Annotated in this window: 8 protein-coding genes; all 8 read left to right on the top strand. The window is 73.7% G+C overall.

Annotated elements, in window-relative coordinates; all coding sequences use genetic code 11:
- Window positions 1-2: 2 nt before the first annotated feature.
- The 8 genes from ACIQMX_RS00095 to ACIQMX_RS00060 all read left to right on the top strand — a co-directional run bounded on the left by ACIQMX_RS00095 (window position 3) and on the right by ACIQMX_RS00060 (window position 23,601).
- Complete coding sequence (locus tag ACIQMX_RS00095; RefSeq protein ID WP_363077751.1) at window positions 3-866, top strand: sugar phosphate isomerase/epimerase; 864 nt, start codon at window positions 3-5, stop codon at window positions 864-866.
- Window positions 867-915: 49 nt separating this feature from the next.
- On the top strand, window positions 916-2,145 hold the full coding sequence (locus tag ACIQMX_RS00090; RefSeq protein WP_363077753.1) for a cytochrome P450: 1,230 nt from the start codon (window positions 916-918) through the stop codon (window positions 2,143-2,145).
- Between the two features lie 11 nt (window positions 2,146-2,156).
- Window positions 2,157-2,351: a ferredoxin gene (locus ACIQMX_RS00085; RefSeq protein ID WP_018551427.1), complete on the top strand. Its 195-nt coding sequence runs from the start codon at window positions 2,157-2,159 to the stop codon at window positions 2,349-2,351.
- Window positions 2,352-2,503: 152 nt separating this feature from the next.
- Window positions 2,504-4,039, top strand: a complete 1,536-nt coding sequence (locus ACIQMX_RS00080; RefSeq protein ID WP_402474009.1) for an AMP-binding protein — start codon at window positions 2,504-2,506, stop codon at window positions 4,037-4,039.
- On the top strand, window positions 4,036-5,298 hold the full coding sequence (locus ACIQMX_RS00075; RefSeq protein WP_363077757.1) for a type III PLP-dependent enzyme: 1,263 nt from the start codon (window positions 4,036-4,038) through the stop codon (window positions 5,296-5,298). The genes ACIQMX_RS00080 and ACIQMX_RS00075 overlap by 4 nt, the downstream gene beginning before the upstream one ends.
- Entirely contained in the window at window positions 5,295-5,795 is a 501-nt protein-coding gene (locus ACIQMX_RS00070) for a cobalamin-dependent protein (RefSeq protein ID WP_363077759.1), read from the top strand. The genes ACIQMX_RS00075 and ACIQMX_RS00070 overlap by 4 nt, the downstream gene beginning before the upstream one ends.
- On the top strand, window positions 5,792-7,150 hold the full coding sequence (locus tag ACIQMX_RS00065; protein WP_402474005.1) for a methylaspartate mutase: 1,359 nt from the start codon (window positions 5,792-5,794) through the stop codon (window positions 7,148-7,150). Before ACIQMX_RS00070 ends, ACIQMX_RS00065 begins: the two co-directional genes overlap by 4 nt.
- A gap of 110 nt (window positions 7,151-7,260) precedes the next feature.
- Window positions 7,261-23,601 carry an SDR family NAD(P)-dependent oxidoreductase gene (locus ACIQMX_RS00060; protein WP_402474003.1) on the top strand — a complete coding sequence of 5,447 codons (16,341 nt, stop codon included), beginning with the start codon at window positions 7,261-7,263 and terminating at the stop codon, window positions 23,599-23,601.
- The last annotated feature ends 9 nt before the right edge of the window (window positions 23,602-23,610 follow it).

Below are 23,610 nucleotides of genomic sequence, written 5' to 3'. Positions count from 1 at the left end.
CCATGACCCTTCTGACCAGGACCGACCTGGGATTCGCCTATCTGCAGCTGACCGGGTCGGCCTGGCAGGAGCCGGTGCGGTACACACTGGAGGAGCGCCTGGCGGCGCTGGCCGAGAACAACTGCGTCTCGATGGGCATGAGCGTCGAGGAGCTGGAGGCCTTCCTGGCCGACCACTCGGCGGACAAGCTCCGCGGCCTGCTCGCCGAGTACGGGATCCGGCTGCACGAGCTGGAGGTCCTGTTCGGCTGGAACGCCGGACCGGAGGAGAGCGGCCCCGCCCTGGAGTCGGAGAACCGCCTGTTCGAACTGGCCGTCCTGGCCGGCATTCCCGCGGTCAAGTCCTGCGCCGTCTACCCGACCGGCGTGGAGATGCCCCCCACCGAAGTCCTCGCCGAGCGCTTCGGCGCGATGTGCGACCGCGCCGCCGCCCGCGGGCTGGACATCTCCCTCGAAGCCATGGCCGTGATGCCCGGCTTCACCTACCAGGTCGCGTCCGACATCATCGTCGCCGCCGACCGCCCCAACGCCGGTCTGCTCATCGACATGTGGCACCTCTTCCGCGACCCGACGGGCGTCGGCGCGGTCGACCAGCTCACCGGCGCGCAGATCGCGGCCGTGGAGTTCGCGGACGCCCCGCGCACCCCGTCGCCCGACGTCATGAACGAGGTCCTCAGCGGCCGCCTGCTGCCCGGCGACGGCGACTGCGACATCACCGGGCTGCTGCGCACGCTGGACGCCAAGGGTGTCGACGTCACCCCGTCCGTGGAGGTCCTCTCCGCCGACCTGCGGGCGCTGCCGCTCAGCGAGAACATCGCCCGCACCGCCGCCGCCGTACGAGCCTCCCTCGAGAAGGCCCGTGGCTGAGAGCGCCGCCCCCTACCCACCGAGCGCAGAGACCTCTGGAGAAGGAACCATGTCCGATCTCGTCGACGCATGTCCGCACGCCCAGCCCCGCCCGTTCCCCCTGGAGCGCACCGGCTGCCCCCTGGACCCCGCCCCGGAGTACGCGGTGCTGCGGGAGACCGAGCCGGTCTCCCGGGTCAAGCTCAAGTTCAACGGCCGTGAGGCCTGGCTCCTCACCCGGTACGAGGACGTCCGGCAGATGCTGGTCGACCCGCGGTTCAGCTCCAACATGGCCGACCCCGGCTACCCGCTCCAGTTCCACTTCCCCATGGAACTGCTCGGCAAGGTCAAGCCGGCCCTGCTCCACATGGACCCGCCGGAGCACACCGCGCACCGCATGATGCTGATGCCGGAGCTCAGCGTGAAGCGCGTCGAGGCGATGCGGCCGCGCACCCAGGAGATCGTCGACGAGTGCGTCGACGCGATGCTGGCCCAGGGCGGCCCCGTGGACCTGGTGTCCATGCTGTCGATGCCCGTGCCGTCCATCGGCATGTGCGAGCTGACCGGCGTGCCGCACGAGTCGCGCGACCTGTTCCACCGCTGGGTCACCCTCCTCGTCACCCAGGGCAGCGCCGAGGAGCACGCCTCGGCCAACGCCGAGGTCGAGGTGCTGCTCTACGAGCTCATCGCCGAGCGGCAGAAGAACCCCGGCGACGACCTGATCAGCAGCCTGCTCCAGCGCAACGACCAGAAGAACGAGCTGGAACCGTCCGACATCAGCGCCCTGGTACGGGCCATGATCGCCGCCGGTCACGAGAGCACCGTCAACGGCATCACCATCGGCACCCTGGTCCTCCTCCAGCACCCCGAGCAGGCCGACTGGCTGCGCGCGCACCCCGAACTGTCGGGCCAGGCCGTCGACGAGCTGTCGCGCTACTCCAGCATCTCCGACCACGGCACCGTCCGCGTGGCGCTGGAGGACGCCGAGATCGGCGGCCAGCTGATCCGCAAGGGCGAGGGCGTCATCTGCTCGCTCTCCGCCTCCAACCACGACCCGGCGGTCTTCAAGGACCCCAACACCCTCGACCTGACCCGCCGCGAGGCACGCCACAACGTGGCCTTCGGCTTCGGACGCCACCAGTGCGCGGGCCAGATGCTCGTCCGCATGCAGCTGGAGGTCGTCTTCACGACCCTGCTGCGCCGCATCCCCGGACTGCGTCTCGACGCGGCCCTGGACGAACTGCCCTTCAAGGCCAACGCCCTCATCGACGGCGTCCACGAGCTGCCGGTGACCTGGTAAAGGAGTTTTCCATGCGTGTGATCGTCGACAAAGAGCGTTGCGTCGCGGCCGGTTCCTGTGTGATCACGTCGCCCGCCGTCTTCGACCAGAACGACGAGGACGGCAAGGTGGTCCTGCTGATCGAGACGCCGGACGACAGGCTGCGCGAGGAAGTCCTGGAGTCCGTCAACGTCTGCCCGGTCGGGGCACTGAGCATCGCCGACTAGGGAGCGCCCCCCCCGGATACCGGGACACGGACCCGCCCCCTCCGGGTCCGTGTCCCGGCCGCACCGGGACCTCCCGCACCCCCAAGAGCCGGGCCCCGTCGTGCGACGGTGCGGTCCGCTCGCCACCCACTCCCGAAAGCGACGTTGGAACCGTGGAGAATCCGAACACCACTAGCGCGCCGACGGCGCACGGGAACGGCGGGACGGTCCATTCCCTGCTCGACGAGGCGACCGCGGACACCCCGGACGGGCAGTGCCTGCACGACGCCGCCGGCCAGGTGACGTACCGCCGGATGGCCGAACTCAGCCACGGCTTCGCCGCCTGGCTCACCGGACAGGGCGCGGTCCGCGGTGACCGGCTGGTCGTGCAGCTGCCCAGCCGGCGCGAGCTGGTGGCCATGGTCTACGGGGCCTCGCGCGCCGGTGTGATCCTGGTACCGCTCAACCCCGCGATGAAGGAGTACCACCTCCGTTCCGTCATCGAGGACGCCGAACCCACCCTGATCATCGGCGACGGCCCCACCACCGAGGTGCTCGGCCGGGCCGCCACCCTCCCCGTCCACGACCTCGCGGAGATCTGGCCGCACGTCGAGGAGGCCGCGGGACGACCGGCGCCCGCACCCCTCGGCATCAGCGCCGACGACATCGCGTTCCTCGTCTACACCTCCGGCAGCACCGCCGCCCCCAAGGCCGTCGTGTGCCCGCACGCGCAGGTCACCTTCGCCTCCCGCGCCATCCAGCAGGTGCTCGGGTACCGGCCGGACGACGTCGTCTTCTGCCGCTTCCCGATCTCCTGGGACTACGGCCTGTACAAGGTGCTGCTCGCCTGCCTGGGACGCTCCCGGCTGGTCCTGGACGGCGGCGAGTCCGACCTCGTACTGCTGCGCCGGATGCGTGAGACCGGCGCCACCGTGGTCCCCATCGTGCCGTCGCTGGCCACGATGATCGGCACCCTCGCCGCGCGCGACTCCCAGGACCCGCCCCCGGTACGGATGTTCACCAACACCGGTGCCGCGCTGCCCGACCACGCGGTCGACGCCCTGCGCGAGGCCTTCCCCGGCGTGCAGGTGGTCCGCCAGTTCGGCCAGACCGAGTGCAAGCGCGTCAGCATCATGCCGCCGGACCAGGAGAACGAGCGCCCGCGGTCGGTGGGCCTGCCCCTGCCCGGAACCACCGTCCTGATCCTGGACGCGGAGGGCCGGCCCCTCCCGCCCGGGGAGACCGGCGAGATCGTCGCCGTGGGACCGCACGTCATGCCCGGCTACTGGCGCCGCCCCGAACTCTCGGCGCGCACCTTCCGCACCGACCCGGACACCGGGTCGCTGCGGCTGCACACCGGCGACTACGGCCGGCTCGACGAGGACGGCTACCTCTACTTCGAAGGCCGCCGCGACGACATGTTCAAGCGCAAGGGCATCCGGATGAGCACGGTCGAGATCGAGGCCGCCGCCATGGACATCCCCGGAGTCCGCACCGCCACGGCGCTGCCGCCCACCGACACCCGCGACCTGGTCATCTTCGCCGAGACCGAACTGCCGCCCCACACCGTGCTGAAGGAACTGGCCGAGCGCCTGGAGTCGGCCAAGGTGCCCGCCCTGTGCCGGGTCCTGGACGAACTGCCGCTGAGCCTGCACGGGAAGAACGCCCGGCAGGTACTGACCGAGATGATCGACGGGGAAGGGCGATGAGCCGCTACCAGGCACTGGCCGAACGCTTCGGCACACCTCTGTACGTGTACGACCTCGACGAGGTCGACGCGGCACGGCAGCAGCTGTTCGACGCCCTGCCCGAGGAGTTCACCCTCTTCTACGCACTCAAGGCCAACCCGCACCCGGGCCTGGTCCGGGCCCTGCGCGAGGGCGAGGGCCGCCACTGCCGGCCCGAGATCAGCTCCACCGGCGAGCTGGAGTCCGCCCTCGCGGCCGGATTCCGCGGCGAGGACTGCCTGTACACCGGCCCCGGCAAGACGCCGGGCGAGCTGGACGAGGCGATCCGTCTGGGAGTCCGCGTCTTCTCCACCGACTCGGTCTCCGACGTCCGCCATGTGGCCGCCGCCGCCCTGGCGAACGGCGCCACCGCCGACTGCCTGCTGCGCGTCAACAGCGCGACCGCCAGCGCCACCAGCAGCATCCGGATGACCGGCACCCCCTCCCAGTTCGGCTTCGACAGCGAGACCCTGGCCGGTGTCCTCCCCGAGCTGCGCACGATCGCGGGCGTCCGCATCACCGGGATGCACTTCTTCCCGCTGAGCAACGCCAAGGACGAGGAGAGCCTCGTCGGCGAGTTCCGGCACACCATCGAGCTGGCCGCCCGCCTCCAGCACGAACTCGGCCTTCCCCTGCGCTTCCTCGACATCGGCGGCGGCTTCACCGTGCCGTACGCCGTGCCCGGCACCCGGGGCACGTACCCCAAGCTGCGCGGCGAGCTCGCCGCCGCACTGGACACCCACTTCCCGCAGTGGCGGACCGACGGCCCCGAGCTCGCCTGCGAATCGGGCCGCTACCTCGTCGGGGCGAGCGGCACACTGGTCGCCTCCGTCAGCAACGTCAAGGTCAGCCGGGGCCGCAAGTTCGTCATCCTCGACGCGGGCATCAACACCTTCGGAGGAATGTCGGGCCTCGGCCGGCTGCTGCCCGTCGCCGTCGGGACCGAATCGGGGGAGTGCGTCGAATCCGCCAGTCTGGTGGGCCCGTTGTGCACACCCGGCGACATCCTCGGCCGGGAGATCGACCTCCCGGCACTGGCCCCGGGCGACCTGGTGACGATCCCCAACGCCGGCGCCTACGGGCCGACCGCCAGCCTGCTGATGTTCCTGGGCCGCCCGGCCCCCACCGAGGTGGTGGTGCGGGGAGACACGGTGCTGTCCGTCTCCCGGATCGAGCACAGCCGTGCCTACGCGGCCGTGGACGGAGCGCCCGCGCACACCGCCGCGGGAGGGACCGAGTGAGCGCCGGCCTGATGCACGGCGTCACGGACACCATGAGCCCGGCGGGCGCCCGGCGCGGCACCGTGGTCGTCACGACCGTGGCCTCCGACTCGCACACCTGGAACCTCGTCTTCCTCCAGCTGCTCATCGAGGAGCTGGGCTACGAGGTGATCAACCTGGGCCCGTGCGTCCCGGACCACGTCCTCGTGGACACCTGCCGGGAGACGGACCCCGACCTGGTGGTGATCAGCAGCGTCAACGGGCACGGCCACCAGGACGGTCTGCGCGTCATCGACGCGCTGCGCGCCTGCGGCGAGCTGGCCTCGACGCCGGTGGTCATCGGCGGCAAGCTCGGCGTCGCCGGGCAGCAGAGCGAGGCGGCGATCGGTGCGCTGATGTCCGCCGGGTTCGACGCGGTCTTCGACGACGCCTCCACCACCACACGGGAGTTCAGCCGCTTCGTCGGCGCGCTGCCCACGGCCGCCCGCGCACCGGAGCGTACCGAGGTCGTGGCGTGAGACCGGGCGCGCACCCGCTCCGGCGGACGGCCGAGGGCGCGCGCCCGGTGGACTTCGGAGCCTTCGTCCGAGCGAGAAGCCGCACCGGCGACCTGGTGGTGCAGCCCCGCATGGGGTTCAGCGACCCCGTCACCATGCGCGCGGGACTGGCCGCCACCAGGGCCGCCGACGCCACGACGGTCGGCACCATCACCCTCGACAGCTATACGAGGGTCGGAGAACTGGCATCCGTGGAGAGCGCGCTGCACGCCGGCGCCGGCCTCAACGGCTACCCCATCGTCACCTACGACCGGGCCGTGACCGGACAGGTCCTCGCGGGCATCAGGGACGAGACGTTCCCGGTCCAGGTCCGGCACGGATCGGCTGTCCCCGGGGACATATTCGCCGCGCTGCGCACCACGCTGATCAATGCCACGGAGGGCGGCCCCGTCTCCTACTGCCTCCCCTACGGACGTACTCCGCTGGACGAGTCGGTACGGAACTGGGTCCGCTGCACCGAGGATTTCGCGCAGCTGCGGGAATCGGGAGTGGAACCGCATCTGGAGACGTTCGGCGGCTGCATGCTCGGGCAATTGTGCCCACCGAGCCAGCTGGTGGCGATCAGCGTGCTCGAAGCGCTCTTCTTCTGTCAGCACGGAATACGCAGTGTGTCGCTCAGTTATGCCCAGCAGACCCACCCGGGACAGGACCGGGAGGCGGTCGCGGCTCTGCGGCGGCTCTGCGGCGAACTGCTTCCGACACCCAACTGGCACGTGGTCATCTACGCCTACATGGGCGTGTACCCGACCACGGACGAGGGCGCCTATCTGCTGCTCGACGAGGCGACGCGGCTCGCTGTCGCCTCCGGCTCGGAGCGGCTCATCGTGAAGACGGTGGCGGAGTCCCGCCGGATCCCGACCGTCGCGGAGAACGTCGCCGCGCTGGAGTCGGCGGCCCGGACCGCGAGGACGGCGGCGTCCGGTGACCAGGCCTCCACCGAGTCCGACTCACAGACGTACCTGGAGGCCAGAGCCCTGGTCGAGGGCGTGCTCGAACTGTCCCCGGACATCGGCCACGCCTTCGAGCTCGCCTTCAGACAGGGGTCCCTGGACATCCCCTACTGCCTGCACCCGGACAACCACGGCCGGGCCCGCAGCTACATCGACGGCGACGGCCGGCTGCGGTGGGCGGGCATCGGGAGGCTGCCGCTGGCCGGGCTCGTCGGCCCCGCCCGTACCCGCGAGGCCACCTCGTCGGGGCTGATCGCCGACCTCTCCTACGTACAAAGGGCTTTCGACCGGCTGGCGAGGGAATCCAGTGCTGTCCGGGGCCGTGACCGCGCGGATATCGCGCTGCCGGATTCCGGTTCCTCTTAGGGGGGCTCTAGGGGCTGTGCGCGGCCCTTCGCCTTCATAGCGTGACCCGCAGTGGTGCGGTTCCTTGGTGAATTCCGTCCGGTGACGGGCGACAATTGTGTGGAGTGCAGATGACTGAGTCGGAAAACTTCGTCTCTGGCACCGACGGTGTGCCGGACGGGGGCACGGAGCGGCAGGCCGCACTCGTGCGTGAGCTGGAATCCCTCCCCACCTCGGAGCAGACCCGGGTGCTGCTGGACCTGGTGCGCGAGAACGCCGCGGCCGTCCTGCGGCAGACCCGGCCGGACACCACGCAGACCGTGGACCCGGCACGCGCCTTCCGCGAGCTGGGGCTCGACTCCGTGGCGCTGGTGGCCCTGCACGCACGGCTGATCGCGGCCACCGGCCTCGCCCTGCCCCCTACCGTCGCCTTCGACCACCCCTCACCGGCCGCCCTCGCCGCCCATCTGCGCACCGAGGCCCTGGGGCTGCCCGACCTTCCCGACCCGGTCGTCGCGCCGGGCGTCGCCACCGACGACCCGATCGCCGTCGTCGGCATCGGCTGCCGCTACCCCGGTGACGTGTCGTCGCCCGAGGACCTGTGGCGGCTGGTCGCCGAGGGCACCCACATCCGCGACGACTTCCCCGCCGACCGGGGCTGGGACCTCGACCGCCTCTTCGACGACGACCCCGCGACCCCCGGCACCACCTACGCCCGGCACGGCGGATTCCTGTCCGGAGCGGCCGAGTTCGACGCCGACTTCTTCTCCATCAGTCCCCGTGAAGCGCTCGCCATGGACCCGCAGCAGCGTCTCGTGCTGGAGACCGTGTGGGAGGCCGTGGAACGGGCCGGGATCGACGCGCGGACCCTGCGCTCCAGCCGGACCGGCGTCTTCGTCGCCGCGGAGCCGCAGGAGTACGCGATGCGCCTGCACGAGGCACCGGACGGCCTGGACGGATACCTGCTCAGCGGCAACGCACCCAGCGTGGTCTCCGGCCGGGTCGCCTACACGCTCGGCCTGGAAGGCCCCGCGCTGACCGTCGACACCGCCTGCTCCGGCTCACTGGTCGGACTCCACCTCGCCGTCCAGTCGCTGCGGCGCGGCGAGTGCTCCCTGGCACTGGCCGGCGGGGTCGCCGTCATGGGGAGCCCCGGCGTGTTCACCGCGTTCAGCCGGCAGCGCGGTCTCGCGGCCGACGGCACGGTCAAGGCGTTCGCCGCCGCCGCGGACGGCACCGCCTTCGCCGAGGGCGCCGGCGTGTTCGTCCTGGAACGCCTCTCCGACGCACGGGCCAACAACCACCCGGTCCTCGCCGTCGTACGCGGCACGGCCATCAACCAGGACGGCGCGTCCAACGGCCTGACCGCACCGAGCGGCCGGGCCCAGCGCCAGGTCATCCGCCAGGCACTCGCGGACGCCGGACTCACCGCCGGTGAGGTCGACGCCGTCGAGGCGCACGGCACCGGTACGACGCTCGGCGACCCCATCGAGGCCCAGGCACTGCTCGCCACCTACGGGCAGGGACGCACCGCGGGGCCGGCCTGGCTCGGTTCGGTGAAGTCCAACATCGGGCACACCCAGGCGGCGGCGGGCTCTGCCGGACTGATCAAGATGATCATGGCGATGCGTCATGGCCTGCTGCCCGCGACGCTGCACGTGGACGCGCCCTCGCCCAACGTCGACTGGTCGGCGGGAGAGGTCCGGCTGCTGACCGAACCCGTGCCGTGGGCACCGGGCGAGCGCCCCCGCCGCGCCGCCGTCTCCTCCTTCGGCGTCAGCGGCACCAACGCCCACATCGTCGTCGAGGAGCCGCCCGCCCTGGACGAGCAGAGCGACGCCGCGGACTCCGGCGCCCCGGACGAGGACGGCAGGCCGCTCCCGGCGGCTCTCTCCGCGAAGAGCGACGCCGCCCTGCGCGACCAGGCGCGCCGCCTGCTGACGCACATCGAGAACAGCCCCGGCGCCCGGCCGCTCGACCTCGCCCACTCCCTCGCGACCACCCGCTCCGCGCTGCCCCACCGTGCCGTGGTGCTCGCCGGTGACCGCGCGGGCCTCCTTGCCGGACTGCACGCCGTGGCGGACGGCCGCGACACCCCCGAGGTGTTCACCTCGGTCTCCGGGAGCGGCGGCACCGCGTTCCTCTTCACCGGCCAGGGCAGCCAGCGCCTGGCCATGGGGCGCCGCCTGTACGACGCCTACCCCGTCTACGCCAAGGCCCTCGACAACGCCATCGGCTATCTCGACCTCCAGCTCGACCGCTCCCTGTGGGACGTCCTGTTCGCCGACGAGGACACCCCCGAGGCGGCCCTGCTGGACCGCACCATGTACGCCCAGGCCGCCCTCTTCGCCGTCGAGGTCGCCCTGTTCAGGCTCCTGGAGTCCTGGGGCGTCCGGCCCGACTACGTGGCCGGGCACTCCATCGGTGAGCTGACCGCCGCCCATGTCGCCGGAGTGCTCTCGCTCGACGACGCCGCCACCCTCGTCGCCGCACGCGGCCGCCTGATGCAGGCACTGCCCGAGGGCGGCGCGATGATCGCCGTGGAGGCCGCCGAGGAGACGGTGGAGCCGCTCCTCACGGACTGCCGCGAAACCGTCAGCATCGCCGCGGTCAACGGCCCCCGCTCGGTCGTCCTGTCCGGTGACGAGGACACCGTGACCGCCCTCGCAGCCCGGCTGGAGGCCGACGGCCACCGCACGAAGCGGCTCCGGGTCAGCCACGCGTTCCACTCCCCGCTGATGGCACCCGTGCTCGAAGAGTTCCGGCAGGTCGCCCGGATCCTCACCTACCGCGCGCCGAAGCTCCCCGTCGTCTCCGCCCTCACCGGCCGGATCGCCACCGCCGGTGAACTCACCGACCCCGAGCACTGGGTGCGGCACATCTGCGCGCCCGTACGCTTCCACGACGCCGTCGCCTCGCTCACCGAACGGGACGTCGCCACCTTCCTCGAACTCGGGCCCGACCCGGTGCTCTGCGCCATGGGCCGTGCGAGCGCCGCCCCGTCCGCCGTCTTCGCCCCTCTCCTGCGACGCGGGCACGACGAACCGCACCAGGTGCTCGGCGCCCTGGCCGTCGCCCACACGCGTGGCACCCGTGTCGACTGGCACGCCTTCTTCGCCGGCACCGGCGCCCACCGCGTGGACCTGCCCACCTACGCCTTCCAGCGCGAGCGGTACTGGCTGAGCGCCCCCGACGCCGCCCAGGACGCGACCGCCCTCGGCCAGATGGCAGCCGACCACCCCCTGCTGGGCGCGGTGGTGGGCCTCGCGGACACCGGCGGCGCCGTCCTCACCGGACGGGTCTCGCTGCGCTCGCACCCATGGCTCGCCGACCACGTGATCGACGGCCATGTCCTGCTGCCCGGAACCGCGTTCGTCGACCTCGCGGTCCGGGCCGGTGAACAGACCGGCTGCGAACGCCTCGACGAACTCGTCATGGCGGCCCCGCTGACCCTGCCCGCCACGGGCGGCGTGGCCCTCCAGATCGTCGTCGACGCCCCGGGCCCCGACGGCCGCCGCGCCGTCACCTTCTACTCACGCGACGAGGACGCCCCCGCCGACGCCCCGTGGACCCGCCACGCCACCGGCCGCCTCGCCCCCCGGGACCCCTCCGGGCAGCAGGCCGCGGACTTCGCGGCGGGCACCTGGCCGCCCCCCGGCGCCGAGCCCCTCGACATCACCGGCCTCTACGGAGACCTGGCCGCGCAGGGCTACGGGTACGGTCCCGCCTTCCACGGGCTGCGAGCCGTCTGGAGGACCGGACAGGGAGAGGTGTGCGCCGAGGTCCGGCTGCCCGACACGGCCGGGGACCCGGCCTCCGCCTACGGGCTCCACCCCGCGCTCCTCGACGCGGTCCTGCATGCCACCGACTTCGCCACGGCAGCCACCACCGACACCCCGGACGACCGCGTTCTGCTGCCCTTCGCCTGGACCGGTGTCACCCTGCACGCGGCGGGCGCCACCACGCTGCGGGCGCGCGTCACCGCCACCGGCACCGACGAGGTCGCCATCGAACTGGCCGATGCCACCGGCGCCCCGGTGGCCTCCGTCGACTCGTTCCTCGTCCGGCCCCTCGTCCCGGGCCAACTGGCCGCCACCGCCCACCCCGACGCGCTCCACCACATCCGCTGGACCCCGCTCCCGGCCCCCGCCGCCACCCGGCCGGACCCCGACGCCTCCGTCCACACCTGCGCCGCACCCGCAGGTCCCGACATCGCCGCCGACGTCCGCACCGTCCTCGGTACCACGCTGACGGCCGTACAGGACTGGCTCGCCGACGAGCGGTCCGCCACCGCCCGGCTCACCGTCCTCACCCGGGGCGCGGTCGCCGCCGCCGCGGGCGAACCGGCCGGGCTCGCCCAGGCGCCCGTCTGGGGACTGGTGCGCTCGGCCCAGGCCGAACACCCCGGCCGCTTCCTCCTGCTCGACACCGACGGCTCCCTCGGCACGGACGAACTGCTGCGCCTCACCGCCGGCGTGGACGAGCCCGAGATCGCGCTGCGCGACGGCCTGTTGTACGTACCGCGGCTGACCCGCACCACACAGGCACCGGACCCCGCCGCCCCCTGGCGCACCGACGGCACCGTCCTGATCACCGGCGGCACCGGCGGAGTCGGTGCCACGGTCGCCCGGCACCTGGTCGCCGCGCACGGTGTACGCGGACTGCTGCTCACCGGCCGCCGGGGCGCGGACGCCCCCGGCGCCGAGGAGCTCCGGGCCGAGCTGACCGCGCTGGGCGCCGAGGTCGTGATCGCCGCGTGCGACGCCGCCGACCGCGACGCGATGGCCGGCGCCCTGGCCGCCGTACCGGAAGGGCTGCCGCTGAGCGCCGTGGTGCACGCGGCGGGGGTGCTGGACGACGCCCTGGCCGACTCCCTCGACGACGCCCGCCTGGACACCGTCCTGCGGCCCAAGGCCGACGGCGCCTGGAACCTGCACGAACTCACCCGCGACAGCGACCTGTCGGCGTTCGTCCTGTTCTCCTCCACCGCCACCGTCCTGGACGGTGCCGGACAGGGGAACTACGCCGCCGCCAATGTCTTCCTCGACGCCCTCGCCACCCACCGCGCCGCCCTCGGACTCCCCGCGACCTCGCTCGCCTGGGGACTGTGGACCGGCACCGGCGGCATGGGCGGCAGCCTCGACGAAGCAGCGCTGCGACGCATCGAACGCCTCGGCCTCCAGCCCCTGTCCGTCGCGGAGAACCTCGCGCTGCTCGACCGTGCGACCGCCACCGCGGACCACCCGGCCGTCCTGCCCGTACGGCTGAACCTGCGCACGCTCAACGCCCGTGGCGGTGACGTACCGGCGCTCCTGCGTGCCCTGGTCCGTGCGCCGCGCCGCGCCGTGGGAGGCGGCGGGATCAGCGTCGAGCAGTCCCTGGCGCGCAGCCTGGCCGGTCTGACCCGCGCGCAGCGCGGCGAGGCACTCCTCGACCTGGTCCGCACCCAGGTGGCCGCGGTCCTCGGACACGACGGACCCGAACGCGTCGTCACCACGCGGGCCTTCAACGAGATGGGCTTCGACTCCCTCGCGGCCGTCGAACTCCGCAACCGCCTCGGCTCCGCCACGGGCCTGCCCCTGACGGCCACTCTCGTCTTCGACTACCCCTCGCCCGGCTCCCTCGCCGACCACCTGGCCTCCCGGCTCGGCGGCGACGCGGAACGGCAGGCCGGCCTGCCCGCCCCGGCCGGAGCCACCGTCCTTGACGACGACCCCATCGCCATCGTCTCCATGGCCTGCCGCTACCCCGGCGGAGTGACCTCGCCCGAGGAACTGTGGCAGCTCGTCGAGGAAGGACGCGATGTCGTCTCGGCGTTCCCCGCCGACCGCGGCTGGGCCACCGACATCCACGACACCGTGCCCGGCACACCCGGCAAGAGCCTCACCGATCAGGGCGGATTCCTCTACGGTGCGGCGGACTTCGACGCCGAGTTCTTCGGCATCAGCCCCCGCGAGGCCCAGGCCATGGACCCCCAGCAGCGACTGCTGCTGGAGATCGCCTGGGAGACCGTCGAACGCGCGGGCATCGACCCGCACGCCCTGCGCGGCAGCGACACCGGTGTCTTCGCCGGCGTGATGTACCACGACTGGGGACTGCGGCTCGGCCCGCTGCCCGAGCACGTGGCCGGCTACCACGGCAACGGCAGCCTCGCCAGCGTGGTGTCCGGCCGGGTCGCCTACACCCTGGGCGTCGAAGGCCCCGCGGTCACCGTCGACACCGCCTGCTCGTCCTCCCTGGTCGCCCTGCACTGGGCCGCCCAGGCCCTGCGCCGCGGCGACTGCGCCCTCGCCCTCGCGGGCGGTGTCACCGTCATGTCCACCCCCGACACCTTCGTCGACATGAGCCGGCAGCGCGGCCTGGCCGCGGACGGGCGGTGCAAGTCGTTCGGCAGCGGCGCCGACGGCACCGGCTGGGGCGAGGGCGTCGGCATGCTCCTGCTGGAGCGGCTCTCCGACGCCGAGCGCAACGGTCACCGGGTCCTCGGCATCGTCCGCGGGTCGGCCGTCAATTCCGACGGAGCCTCCAACGGCCTCACGGCACCCAACGGCCCGGCCCAGCAGCGGGTCATCCGACGTGCGTTGAGCGTGGCCGGTCTGACCCCGGCCGATGTCGACGCCGTCGAGGGCCATGGCACCGGCACCGTTCTCGGCGACCCGATCGAGGCCCAGGCGCTGCTGGAGACCTACGGCCAGGAGCGCCCGTCGGACGGCAGCCCCCTGCTGCTCGGCTCCATCAAGTCCAACATGGGCCACACCCAGGCGGCGGCCGGTGTGGCGGGCATCATCAAGATGGTGCAGGCGATGCGTCACGGCACCCTGCCCGCGACCCTGCACGCCGACGAGCCGTCACCTCAGGTGGACTGGGAATCCGGCGCCGTCGCGCTGCTGACCGGGCCCACCGCCTGGCCGGCGCACGGCCGTCCGCGCCGCGCCGGGGTGTCGTCCTTCGGCATCAGCGGCACCAACGCCCACGTGATCATCGAGGAGCCGCCCGCCGTCACCGGGCCGCCCGCCGTCATCGCGCCGGACGAGACCGAGCCGGCCGGGCCCACCCCCGGCCCGGTCACCTGGCCGCTCTCGGCAAGGACCCCGGACGCGCTGAACGCCCAGGCGGCGCGCCTGCTCGGCCACCTCGCGTCCGTACCCGACGACGCCCTCGCCGCGACGGGCCACGCCCTCGCGACGACCCGCGCCGCCCTGGACCACCGAGCCGTGGCGATCGGCGCCGACCGTACCGAACTCGCCGCCGCCCTGGAGGCGTTGGCCTCCGGCGCCGGGCCGGTGCGGGACGCGGTCAGTGAGGGCAGGGTCGCGTTCCTGTTCACGGGGCAGGGCGCGCAGCGCCTCGGGATGGGCCGGGAGCTGTACGAGACGTACCCGGCTTTCGCGGCGGCGTTCGACGCGGTCGTGGGCGAGCTGGACGCCAGGCTGGGACGTCCGCTCCGTGAGGTGCTGTGGGGCGAGGACGCCGGTCTGCTGAACGGGACGATGTTCGCCCAGGCCGGACTGTTCGCGGTGGAGACCGCGCTGTTCCGGCTGCTGGAGTCCTGGGGCGTGCGCCCGGACTTCCTGGTGGGCCATTCGGTCGGCGAGATCGCGGCCGCCCACGTGTCCGGCGCCCTGACCCTGGGCGACGCGGCCGAACTGGTGGTCGCCCGGGGCCGTTTGATGCAGGCGTTGCCCGCCGGTGGTTCGATGGTGGCCGTGGAGGCCACGGAGGCCGAGGTGCTCGCGCTGCTGAACGGCGAGGCGGGCGTCGCGGCCGTCAACGGGCCGCGTTCCGTGGTCGTCTCGGGCACGGAGGCGGCGGTGCGCGAGCTCGTGGCGACGTTCGGGGAACAGGGCCGCAGGACGAGCACGCTGCGGGTGTCGCACGCCTTCCACTCGCCGTTGATGGAGCCGATGCTGGCCGAGTTCGGCGCCGCGGTGTCCGGGCTGTCGTTCGGCGCACCCTCGATCCCCGTGGTGTCGGGTGTGTCCGGGGACCTGGCGGAAGGATGGGGTACCGCGGACTACTGGGTGCGGCATGTGCGTGAAGCGGTGCGGTTCGCGGACGCGGTCCGGTTCCTGGAGGACCATGGCGTCACCTCGTACATCGAGATCGGCCCGGACGCCGTGCTCAGCGGCATGGCGCAGGACTGTGTCCAGGACGCGGACGGGATGGCGTTCATCCCGTCGCTGCGACGCAACCGGCCCGAGGCACGCGAACTCCTGACCGCCGCCGGCCGAGCCCACACGCGCGGTGTCACCCTCGACCGGAACGCCTTCTTCGGCCTCCCCGGCACCGGCCGGGGCCCGGACCTGCCCACCTACGCCTTCCAGCACCAGCGCTACTGGCTCGACCTGGCCACCGCCCCCGGCGACCTCGACGCGGCCGGTCTGGAAGCCGTCACCCACCCACTGCTGAGCGCCGCGGTGGCGACACCGGACGACGGCGGCGTCGTCCTCACCGGACGGCTCGCCACCGGCACCCAGCCGTGGCTCGCGGACCACGGCGTGCTGGGCAGCGTGCTGCTGCCGGGCACCGGCTTCGTCGAGCTGGCGATCCGGGCGGGCGACCACGTCGGCTGCGGCCGGATCGAGGAGCTGCTCCTCGAAGCGCCGCTGACCCTGCCGGCCCGGGGAGGCGTCGCCCTGCGTGTCGTCGTCGGCGCCCCGGACCCCTCCGGGGCCCGCACGGTCGGCATCCACTCGCGCGCCTCGTCCGACCCCGACGCCCCGTGGACCCGGCATGCCCACGGCACCCTGACCCGCGCAGCACCCGAAGCCGCCTTCGACCTCACCCAGTGGCCGCCGGCCGGCGCCACCCCGGTCGACGTCGAGTCCGCCTACGAGCGGCTGGGCGAGCGCGGCTACGCCTACGGCCCCGCCTTCCAGGGCCTGCGCGCGGCGTGGCGGCGCGGCGACGACGTGTTCGCCGAGGTCGCCCTCGACGGCCCCGCCCGCGACGAGGCGGCGGACTTCGGCCTGCACCCCGCGCTCCTCGACGCGGCCATGCACGCCGACCTGCTGACGGACCCGGCCGACGACGCGGCCACCCTGCTGCCCTTCTCCTGGAACGGCGTCACCCTGCACGCCGCCGGGACCCCCGCGCTGCGCGTCCACATCCAGCGGATACGCGGCGACGAGGTGTCCGCCATCATGGTCGCCGACGAGAGCGGCGCACCGGTGGCCACGGTGGAGTCGCTCGTCTCCCGCCCCGTCTCGCCGGAGCAGCTGGCGGCAGCCTCCGGAGCGCCGTCCGCCGCCCTCCACCGGATCGTCTGGCAGCGTGCGGAGCCGGTCACCGCGGACCCCGGCCGCACCACCGCGTACACCGTCCTGCGCTGCCCGGCGGCGCCCGACGGCCAGGACGTCCCGGACGCCGTGCGCACCCTCACCCGCCAGGTACTCGGTGAGATACGCGACCGGCTCTCCGGCCCCGAAGCCGGCACCGCGCCCCTCCTCGTCGTCACCCGGCGCGCCGTGCCCGTGCACCCCGGCGAGGACGTGGACCCGGTCCAGGCCCCCGTATGGGGACTGGTGCGTGCCGCGCAGGCCGAGAACCCCGGCCGGTTCCACCTCCTCGACATCGAGGACGAGTCCGAGGCGACGGAGGCCGCGCTCGCCGCCGTGGCCGCGGCCGGCGAACCCGAATCCGCCCTGCGCGGCGGCGAGTCGTGGATACCGCGGCTGGGACGCGCCACCGGCCCCGAGACCGCACGGCCCGCCCCGTGGGACACCGAGGGCACGGTGCTGATCACCGGAGGCACCAGCGGCCTCGGCGCGCTCGTCGCGCGCCACCTCGTCACCGAGCACGGGGTGCGCCACCTCCTCCTGGCCGGCCGGCGCGGCGCGGGCACACCCGGTGCCGAGGCACTCGCCACCGAACTGACGGGCCTCGGCGCCCAGGTCCGGATCGCCGCGTGCGACGTGGCCGACCGCGACGCCCTGGCCGCCCTGCTCGCCGGGATCGACGACGGCCACCCGCTGCGCGGCGTCGTGCACGCGGCGGCGGTCGCCGACGGCGGTCTGGTCGGCAGCCTCACCCCCGAACGGTTCGACGCAGTCCTCCGCCCCAAGGCGGAAGGAGCCTGGCACCTGCACGAACTGACCAGGGACACCGACCTCACCGCGTTCGTCATGTTCTCGTCGGCCGGCGGCCTCGTCCTGGCCGCCGGACAGGCCGACTACGCGGCGGCCAACGTCTTCCTCGACGCGCTCGCCACCCACCGCACGGCGGCCGGCCTCCCCGCGACATCGATCGCGTTCGGCATGTGGGACGTCAGCACCGGTCTCGGCGGCGACCTCACCGAAGCGGACCTGGACCGGATGCGCCGCCTCGGCCTGCCGGCCCTCGCCGCCGACCGGGGCCTGGAGCTCTTCGACGCGGCCCTCGTCACCGAGGACGCCGTCGTCGTCCCCCTCACCGTCGACGCGGCCGCGCTCGCCGCCCGCAGCGACGAGGTGCCCGCACTGCTGCGGGGCCGCGGCCGCGCTCCCGCCCGCCGCACCGTCCGGGCGGCCGCCACCGCGGCCTCCGCCCTGGACCGCCGCCTGGCCGGTGCGACGACCCCCGACGAGCGGGCCCGCATCCTGCTGGACACGGTCCGCACCCAGGTGGCCTCCGTACTCGGCCAGCCGACCGCCGAGGCCGTCGGACCCGACACCGCCTTCCGCGACCAGGGATTCGACTCCCTGGCCGCCGTCGAGCTGCGCAACCTGCTGGCCGGCTCCACCGGGCTGCGACTGCCCGCGACGCTGGTCTTCGACTACCCCAACTCCCGCGCGGTGGCCGGATATCTCGACACCCTGCTCACCGGCACGACCACCCCGGCCGCTCCCGTCGCCACCCCGCGCGCGGCCCTCGACGACGACCCGATCGCGGTGGTGGCCATCAGCTGCCGCTTCCCCGGAGGCGTGCGCTCCCCGGAGGACCTGTGGGACCTCGTCGCGGACGGCGTCGACGCCATCGGCGACTTCCCCGCCGACCGCGGCTGGGACGCCGACGCCCTCTACGACCCCGAACCCGGTCTCCCCGGCCGCACCTATGTGCGCGAAGGCGGATTCCTCTACGACGCGGCGGAGTTCGACCCCGAGTTCTTCGGCATCATGCCCCGCGAGGCCCTCGCGATGGACCCGCAGCAGCGGCTGCTGCTCCAGTCGGCCTGGGAGACCTTCGAGCGCGCCGGCATCGACCCCGAGACGCTGCGCGGCAGCCAGACGGGCGTCTACGCCGGTGTGATGTACCACGAGTACGGCAGCCGGGTCACCGACGTCCCCGACGACCTGGCCGGATACCTCGGCAACGGCAGCGCGGGCAGTATCGCCTCCGGCCGCGTCGCCTACGCGCTGGGCCTCGAAGGGCCCGCCGTCACGGTCGACACCGCGTGCTCCTCCTCCCTGGTCAGCCTCCACATGGCCTGCCAGGCGCTGCGTACCGGCGAGATCGACCTCGCCCTGGCGGGTGGTGTCACCGTCATGCCGACCCCGGAGATCTTCGTCGACTTCAGCCGGCAGCGCGGCCTCGCGGCCGACGGACGCTCCAAGGCGTTCGCGGGCGCGGCGGACGGCACGAGCTGGGCCGAAGGCGTCGGCCTCCTGCTGGTGGAGCGCCTCTCCGACGCCCGCCGCAACGGGCACCCCGTCCTCGCCGTGGTCCGGGGCAGCGCCATCAACCAGGACGGCGCCTCCAACGGACTGACCGCCCCCAACGGCCCCTCCCAGCAGCGCGTCATCCACAAGGCCCTGTCGGCGGCGGGCCTCACCCCGGCCGACGTGGACGCCGTGGAGGGACACGGGACCGGGACCCGGCTGGGCGACCCGATCGAGGCGCAGGCCCTGCTGGCCACGTACGGCCAGAACCGCCCCGCCGACCGCCCGCTCCTGCTCGGCTCCGTCAAGTCGAACATCGGGCACGCCCAGGCCGCGGCCGGTGTCAGCGGAGTCATCAAGATGGTGATGGCGCTGCGCAACGGACTGCTGCCCCGGACCCTGCACGTCGACGAGCCGTCACCGCAGGTGGACTGGGAGGCCGGCGGCGTACGGCTGCTGACCGAGCCGGTCGCCTGGGAGGCGGGCGACCGGCCCCGGCGCGCCGGGGTCTCCTCCTTCGGGCTCAGCGGTACCAACGCCCACGTCATCATCGAGGAGGCGCCTCGGGACGACACCGCGCCCGGCGCGCAGGACGGCCCGGACGGCCGCGCTCCTTCCGCGGAACCGCTGCCCGTCGTACCGCTGGCGCTGTCCGCGCGCAGCGCCGCGGCGCTCAGGGACCAGGCGGGCCGTCTCCTCGCCCATGCCGGGGCGCACCCCGACGAGTCGCCGGTGGATCTCGGCTTCTCGCTCGCGACGACGCGTGCGGTGCTGGACCACCGTGCGGTGGTGCTGGCCGCGGACCGCGAGGCGGCGACGCGCGCGCTGGCCGACCTGGCGGCGGGCCGGGACAGTGCGGATGCCGTCACGTCGGCGGGCTCCTCCTCCGCCGAAGGCCTGACCGCGTTCCTGTTCACCGGACAGGGCGCACAGCGGCTGGGCATGGGACGGGAGCTCTACGAGGCGTTCCCGGTGTTCGCCGAGGCGTTCGACGCGGTGGTCACCGAGCTGGATGCCCGGCTGGGCCGTTCCCTGCGCGAGGTGGTGTGGGGCGACGACGCGGATCTGCTGAACGGCACGATGTTCGCCCAGGCGGCGTTGTTCGCCGTCGAGACCGCTCTGTTCCGCCTGGTGGAGTCGTGGGGCGTACGGGCCGATGTGGTCGCGGGGCACTCGATCGGTGAGATCGCCGCCGCGCATGTGGCAGGCGTGCTGTCGCTGACGGACGCCGCCGAACTCGTCGCCGCACGCGGCCGGCTGATGCAGGAGCTTCCCGCCGGCGGCGTGATGGTGGCGGTGGCGGCGTCGGAGGCGGAGGTGGGTCCGCTGCTGAACGGCGAGGTGGGGCTGGCGGCGGTGAACGGTCCGTCGGCGGTGGTGGTGTCGGGGTCGGAGAAGGAGACGCTCGCGGTCGCGGAGCACTTCGCCGCGCTGGGGCGCCGGACGAAGCGGCTGGCCGTGTCGCACGCCTTCCACTCGCCGCTCATGGAACCCATGCTCGACGCCTTCCGGAAGGTCGCCGGGACACTCTCGTACGCCGCACCCTCGATACGCGTCGTGTCCCACGTGACCGGAACCGAGGCGACCGCGGAGCAGCTGACCTCGCCCGAGTACTGGGTACGCCACGTCCGCGAGGCCGTCCGGTTCGCCGACGGCATCGCCCACCTCGCGGACCAGGGCGTCACCCGCTTCGTCGAGCTCGGCCCGGACGCGGTGCTCTCCGCACTCACCGAGGCCACGGCATCCGTCACGTCCGACACCCTCACCGTGCCCGTCCTGCGCAAGGGCCGGCCCGAGGTGTCCACCCTGCTCGCGGCCCTCGCCCGGCTGCACGTCGCCGGACCCCGCGTCGGCTGGGCGGGCGTCCTCGACGGGCGCGGCGCCCGCAGGGTCGAACTGCCCACGTACGCCTTCGGCCGGACCACGTACTGGCTCGACGCCCCCGGTCCGGCCGGCGGCGACGTGACCGGCCTCGGCCAGACCGCGGCCGCGCATCCGCTGCTCAGCGCCGTGGTCGCCTCCCCGGAGGCCGGCGGCGTCGTGCTCACCGGGCGCCTCTCCGTCCGCACCCACCCCTGGCTCGCCGACCACGACGTCCTCGGCACCGTGCTGCTGCCCGGCACCGGCTACATCGAACTGGCCATCCGGGCCGGTGAGGAGGTCGGCTGCGAGGTGGTGGAGGAACTCACCATCGAGGCACTGATGCCGCTCCCGCCGCACGGCGGACTCGCCGTCCAGGTCGTCGTCGACGCCCCGGACGCGGGCGGGCGCTGCTCACTCGCCGTCTACTCCCGCGCCGACGACGCCCCGGCCGGCGCCCCCTGGAGCAAGCACGCCAGCGGCGTGCTCGCCCCGGGGACCGGACAGGCGCCGCCTGCCGGCACCTTCGCCCCCGCCCCGGCCGACTGGCCGCCCACGGGCGCGACCGAGGTCGACATCTCCGGTGTGTACGACTACCTCACCGGCCAGGGCTACGGCTACGGACCCATGTTCCGGGGCCTGCGCGGCATCTGGTCCCGGGGCAAGGAGACCTTCGCGGAGGTGTCCCTGCCGGAGGACTCCCTGGACGTCGGCAAGGAATTCCGGCTCCACCCCTCCATCCTCGACGCGGCGCTGAGCGCCACCGACTTCATGGACGGCCGCCGCCCCCAGGACGTCGGCGGCACCCAGCTGCCGTTCGCCTGGTCCGGCGTCACCCTGCACGCCGCCGGCTCCTCGCGGCTGCGGGTGCGGATCACCGCCGTCGAATCCCACCGGTCACAGGGGTCCGACGCGGTACGGCTCGAACTCACCGACCCCACGGGCACCCCGGTCGCCACGATCGACTCGCTCGTGGTCCGCCCCGTCACCGCGGCCAAGGTCAACGCGGCCGCCGCGGCGGGCGGCGGCGAACACGAGGCCGTCTTCCAACTGGTCACCCAGCAACTGCCCCTCGGCGCGGCCGTCGCCACGGCCACGGACCGCTGGGCCGTGCTCGGCGGCACTCCCGCCGCCGGCCCCGGCACCGCCTACCGCGACCTCTCCGCACTCGGCGCCGCGCTGACGGCCGGCGCCCCGGCCCCCGACGTCGTCCTCCTGCCCGTACCGCGGGCCACGGATCACGACGACATCCCGGCGGCCGTCCGCTCCGTCACCGGCCGGGTCCTCGGCACACTCCAGTCCTGGCTGGCGGACGAGCGGTACGCCCGGTCCCGCCTCATGGTGGTCACCCGTGACGCCCTCCCCGTCGAGGAGAGCGACACCGCCGTGGACCTCGTCCAGGCACCGGTATGGGGGCTGCTGCGGGCAGCCCAGGAGGAGTACCCCGGCCGGTTCGTCCTCGTCGACACCGACGGCAGTGCCACGGCCCGCGAGTCACTGCCCGCCGTGGCCGCCTCCGGTGAACCCGAGGCGATCCTGCGCGGCGCCGAGGTACGGATACCCCGGCTGGCCAGGGTCCCGGCGAAGACACCCGCGGCGGCCCTGCCGTGGGACGCCGAGGGAACCGTGCTGATCACCGGAGGAACCAGCGGCCTCGGCGCCGTCGTCGCCCGCCACCTGGTCGAACGGCACGGCGTGCGCCACCTCCTGCTCGCCGGACGGCGCGGCCAGGACGCACCCGGCGCCACCGAACTCCGTGACGCCCTGCACGGACTCGGCGCCCGCGTCACCCTCGCGGCCTGCGACACGTCCGACCGGGCGGCGGTCGACGCCCTGCTGACCGGGATACCGGCCGCACATCCGCTGACGGCGGTGGTCCACGCGGCCGCCGTCATGGACAACGCCCTGCTGGCCGCCCTCACCCCCGCACAGGTCGACACAGTGATGCGGCCCAAGGTGGACGCGGCCTGGAACCTGCACGAGGCGACACGCGGACTGGACCTGAAGGCGTTCATCCTCTTCTCCTCCTGCGCCGGACTCGTCGTCGGCATCGGCCAGGGCAACTACGCCGCCGCCAACCGCTTCCTGGACGCGCTCGCCACCCACCGGCGGGCGGCCGGACTCCCGGCGACATCCCTGGCGTTCGGCCTCTGGGAGACCAGGACCGGTCTCGGGGGCGGCGTCACCCACGCCGACCTGCGGCGCATGCGCACCATGGGCATGCCGGCCCTGCCGACCGCCGAGGGCCTCGCCCTCCTCGACGAGGCCCTGGAAATCGACCGGCCGGTACTCGTACCGATCCGGGTGGAACGCGACCGCCAGGCCACGACCGAACCGCCGTACCTGCTCAAGGACGTGCTCGGCGCACCGGAACGGCCCGCCGCCCGCAAGGAGGTACGGGCACCCGCCGTCACCGCGGCAGTCGCGCCCGCTGCCGAACTGCCCCTGGAACAGCGGCTGTCCGGTATGAAGGCGGCCGAACGCCGCCGCACCGTACTCGACGTCGTACGCGAGCAGGTCGCCGGAGTCAGCCACAGCGTCCCCGCCACCATCGACGTCTCCAAGGGCTTCACCGAGCTCGGCCTCGACTCGCTCGCCGCGATCGACCTCCGCAACCGGCTCCAGAAAGCCACCGGCCTCCGACTCCCGGCCACCCTCATGTTCGACTACCCCAGCCCCGCGGTGCTGGCCGACTTCCTCCTCGACGAACTCCCGCCGGGGCTCGACGACAACACCCCCGACGAGCCCGCCGCCCCCGCGCCGAGCGGGCCGGGCGCCGCGGAGACCGACGCGTCCATCCGGCAGGCCCTCGCGGACATCCCGGTCGACGCACTGAGGGAATCCGGCCTGCTGGACGCGCTGCTGAACCTGGCCGCCCGACCCGCGGCACCCGCACCCACCACCGAATCCGGCACGCGCGCCCCGCAGGACGAGACCGCACAGGCCGGCGAAGCGATCAGGACCATGGACGTCGACGACCTGGTGCGCGCGGCGCTCGCGTCCGCCGACCCGACCCGGAACCCGAGCGAGGGCTGAGGACATCAT

Origin of the sequence: Streptomyces sp. NPDC091416, assembly GCF_044756845.1 — a bacterium.
Taxonomy (GTDB): Bacteria; Actinomycetota; Actinomycetes; order Streptomycetales; family Streptomycetaceae; genus Streptomyces.
This window is presented reverse-complemented; position numbering and strand designations above follow the sequence as displayed.

Bases quoted from the DNA above. Each gene is read 5' to 3' on its own strand.
- ACIQMX_RS00075 (WP_363077757.1), top strand. From the start codon at position 4,036: ATGAGCCGCTACCAGGCACTGGCCGAACGCTTCGGCACACCTCTGTAC.
- ACIQMX_RS00095 (WP_363077751.1), top strand. From the start codon at position 3: ATGACCCTTCTGACCAGGACCGACCTGGGATTCGCCTATCTGCAGCTG.
- ACIQMX_RS00090 (WP_363077753.1), top strand. From the start codon at position 916: ATGTCCGATCTCGTCGACGCATGTCCGCACGCCCAGCCCCGCCCGTTC.
- ACIQMX_RS00085 (WP_018551427.1), top strand. From the start codon at position 2,157: ATGCGTGTGATCGTCGACAAAGAGCGTTGCGTCGCGGCCGGTTCCTGT.
- ACIQMX_RS00060 (WP_402474003.1), top strand. From the start codon at position 7,261: ATGACTGAGTCGGAAAACTTCGTCTCTGGCACCGACGGTGTGCCGGAC.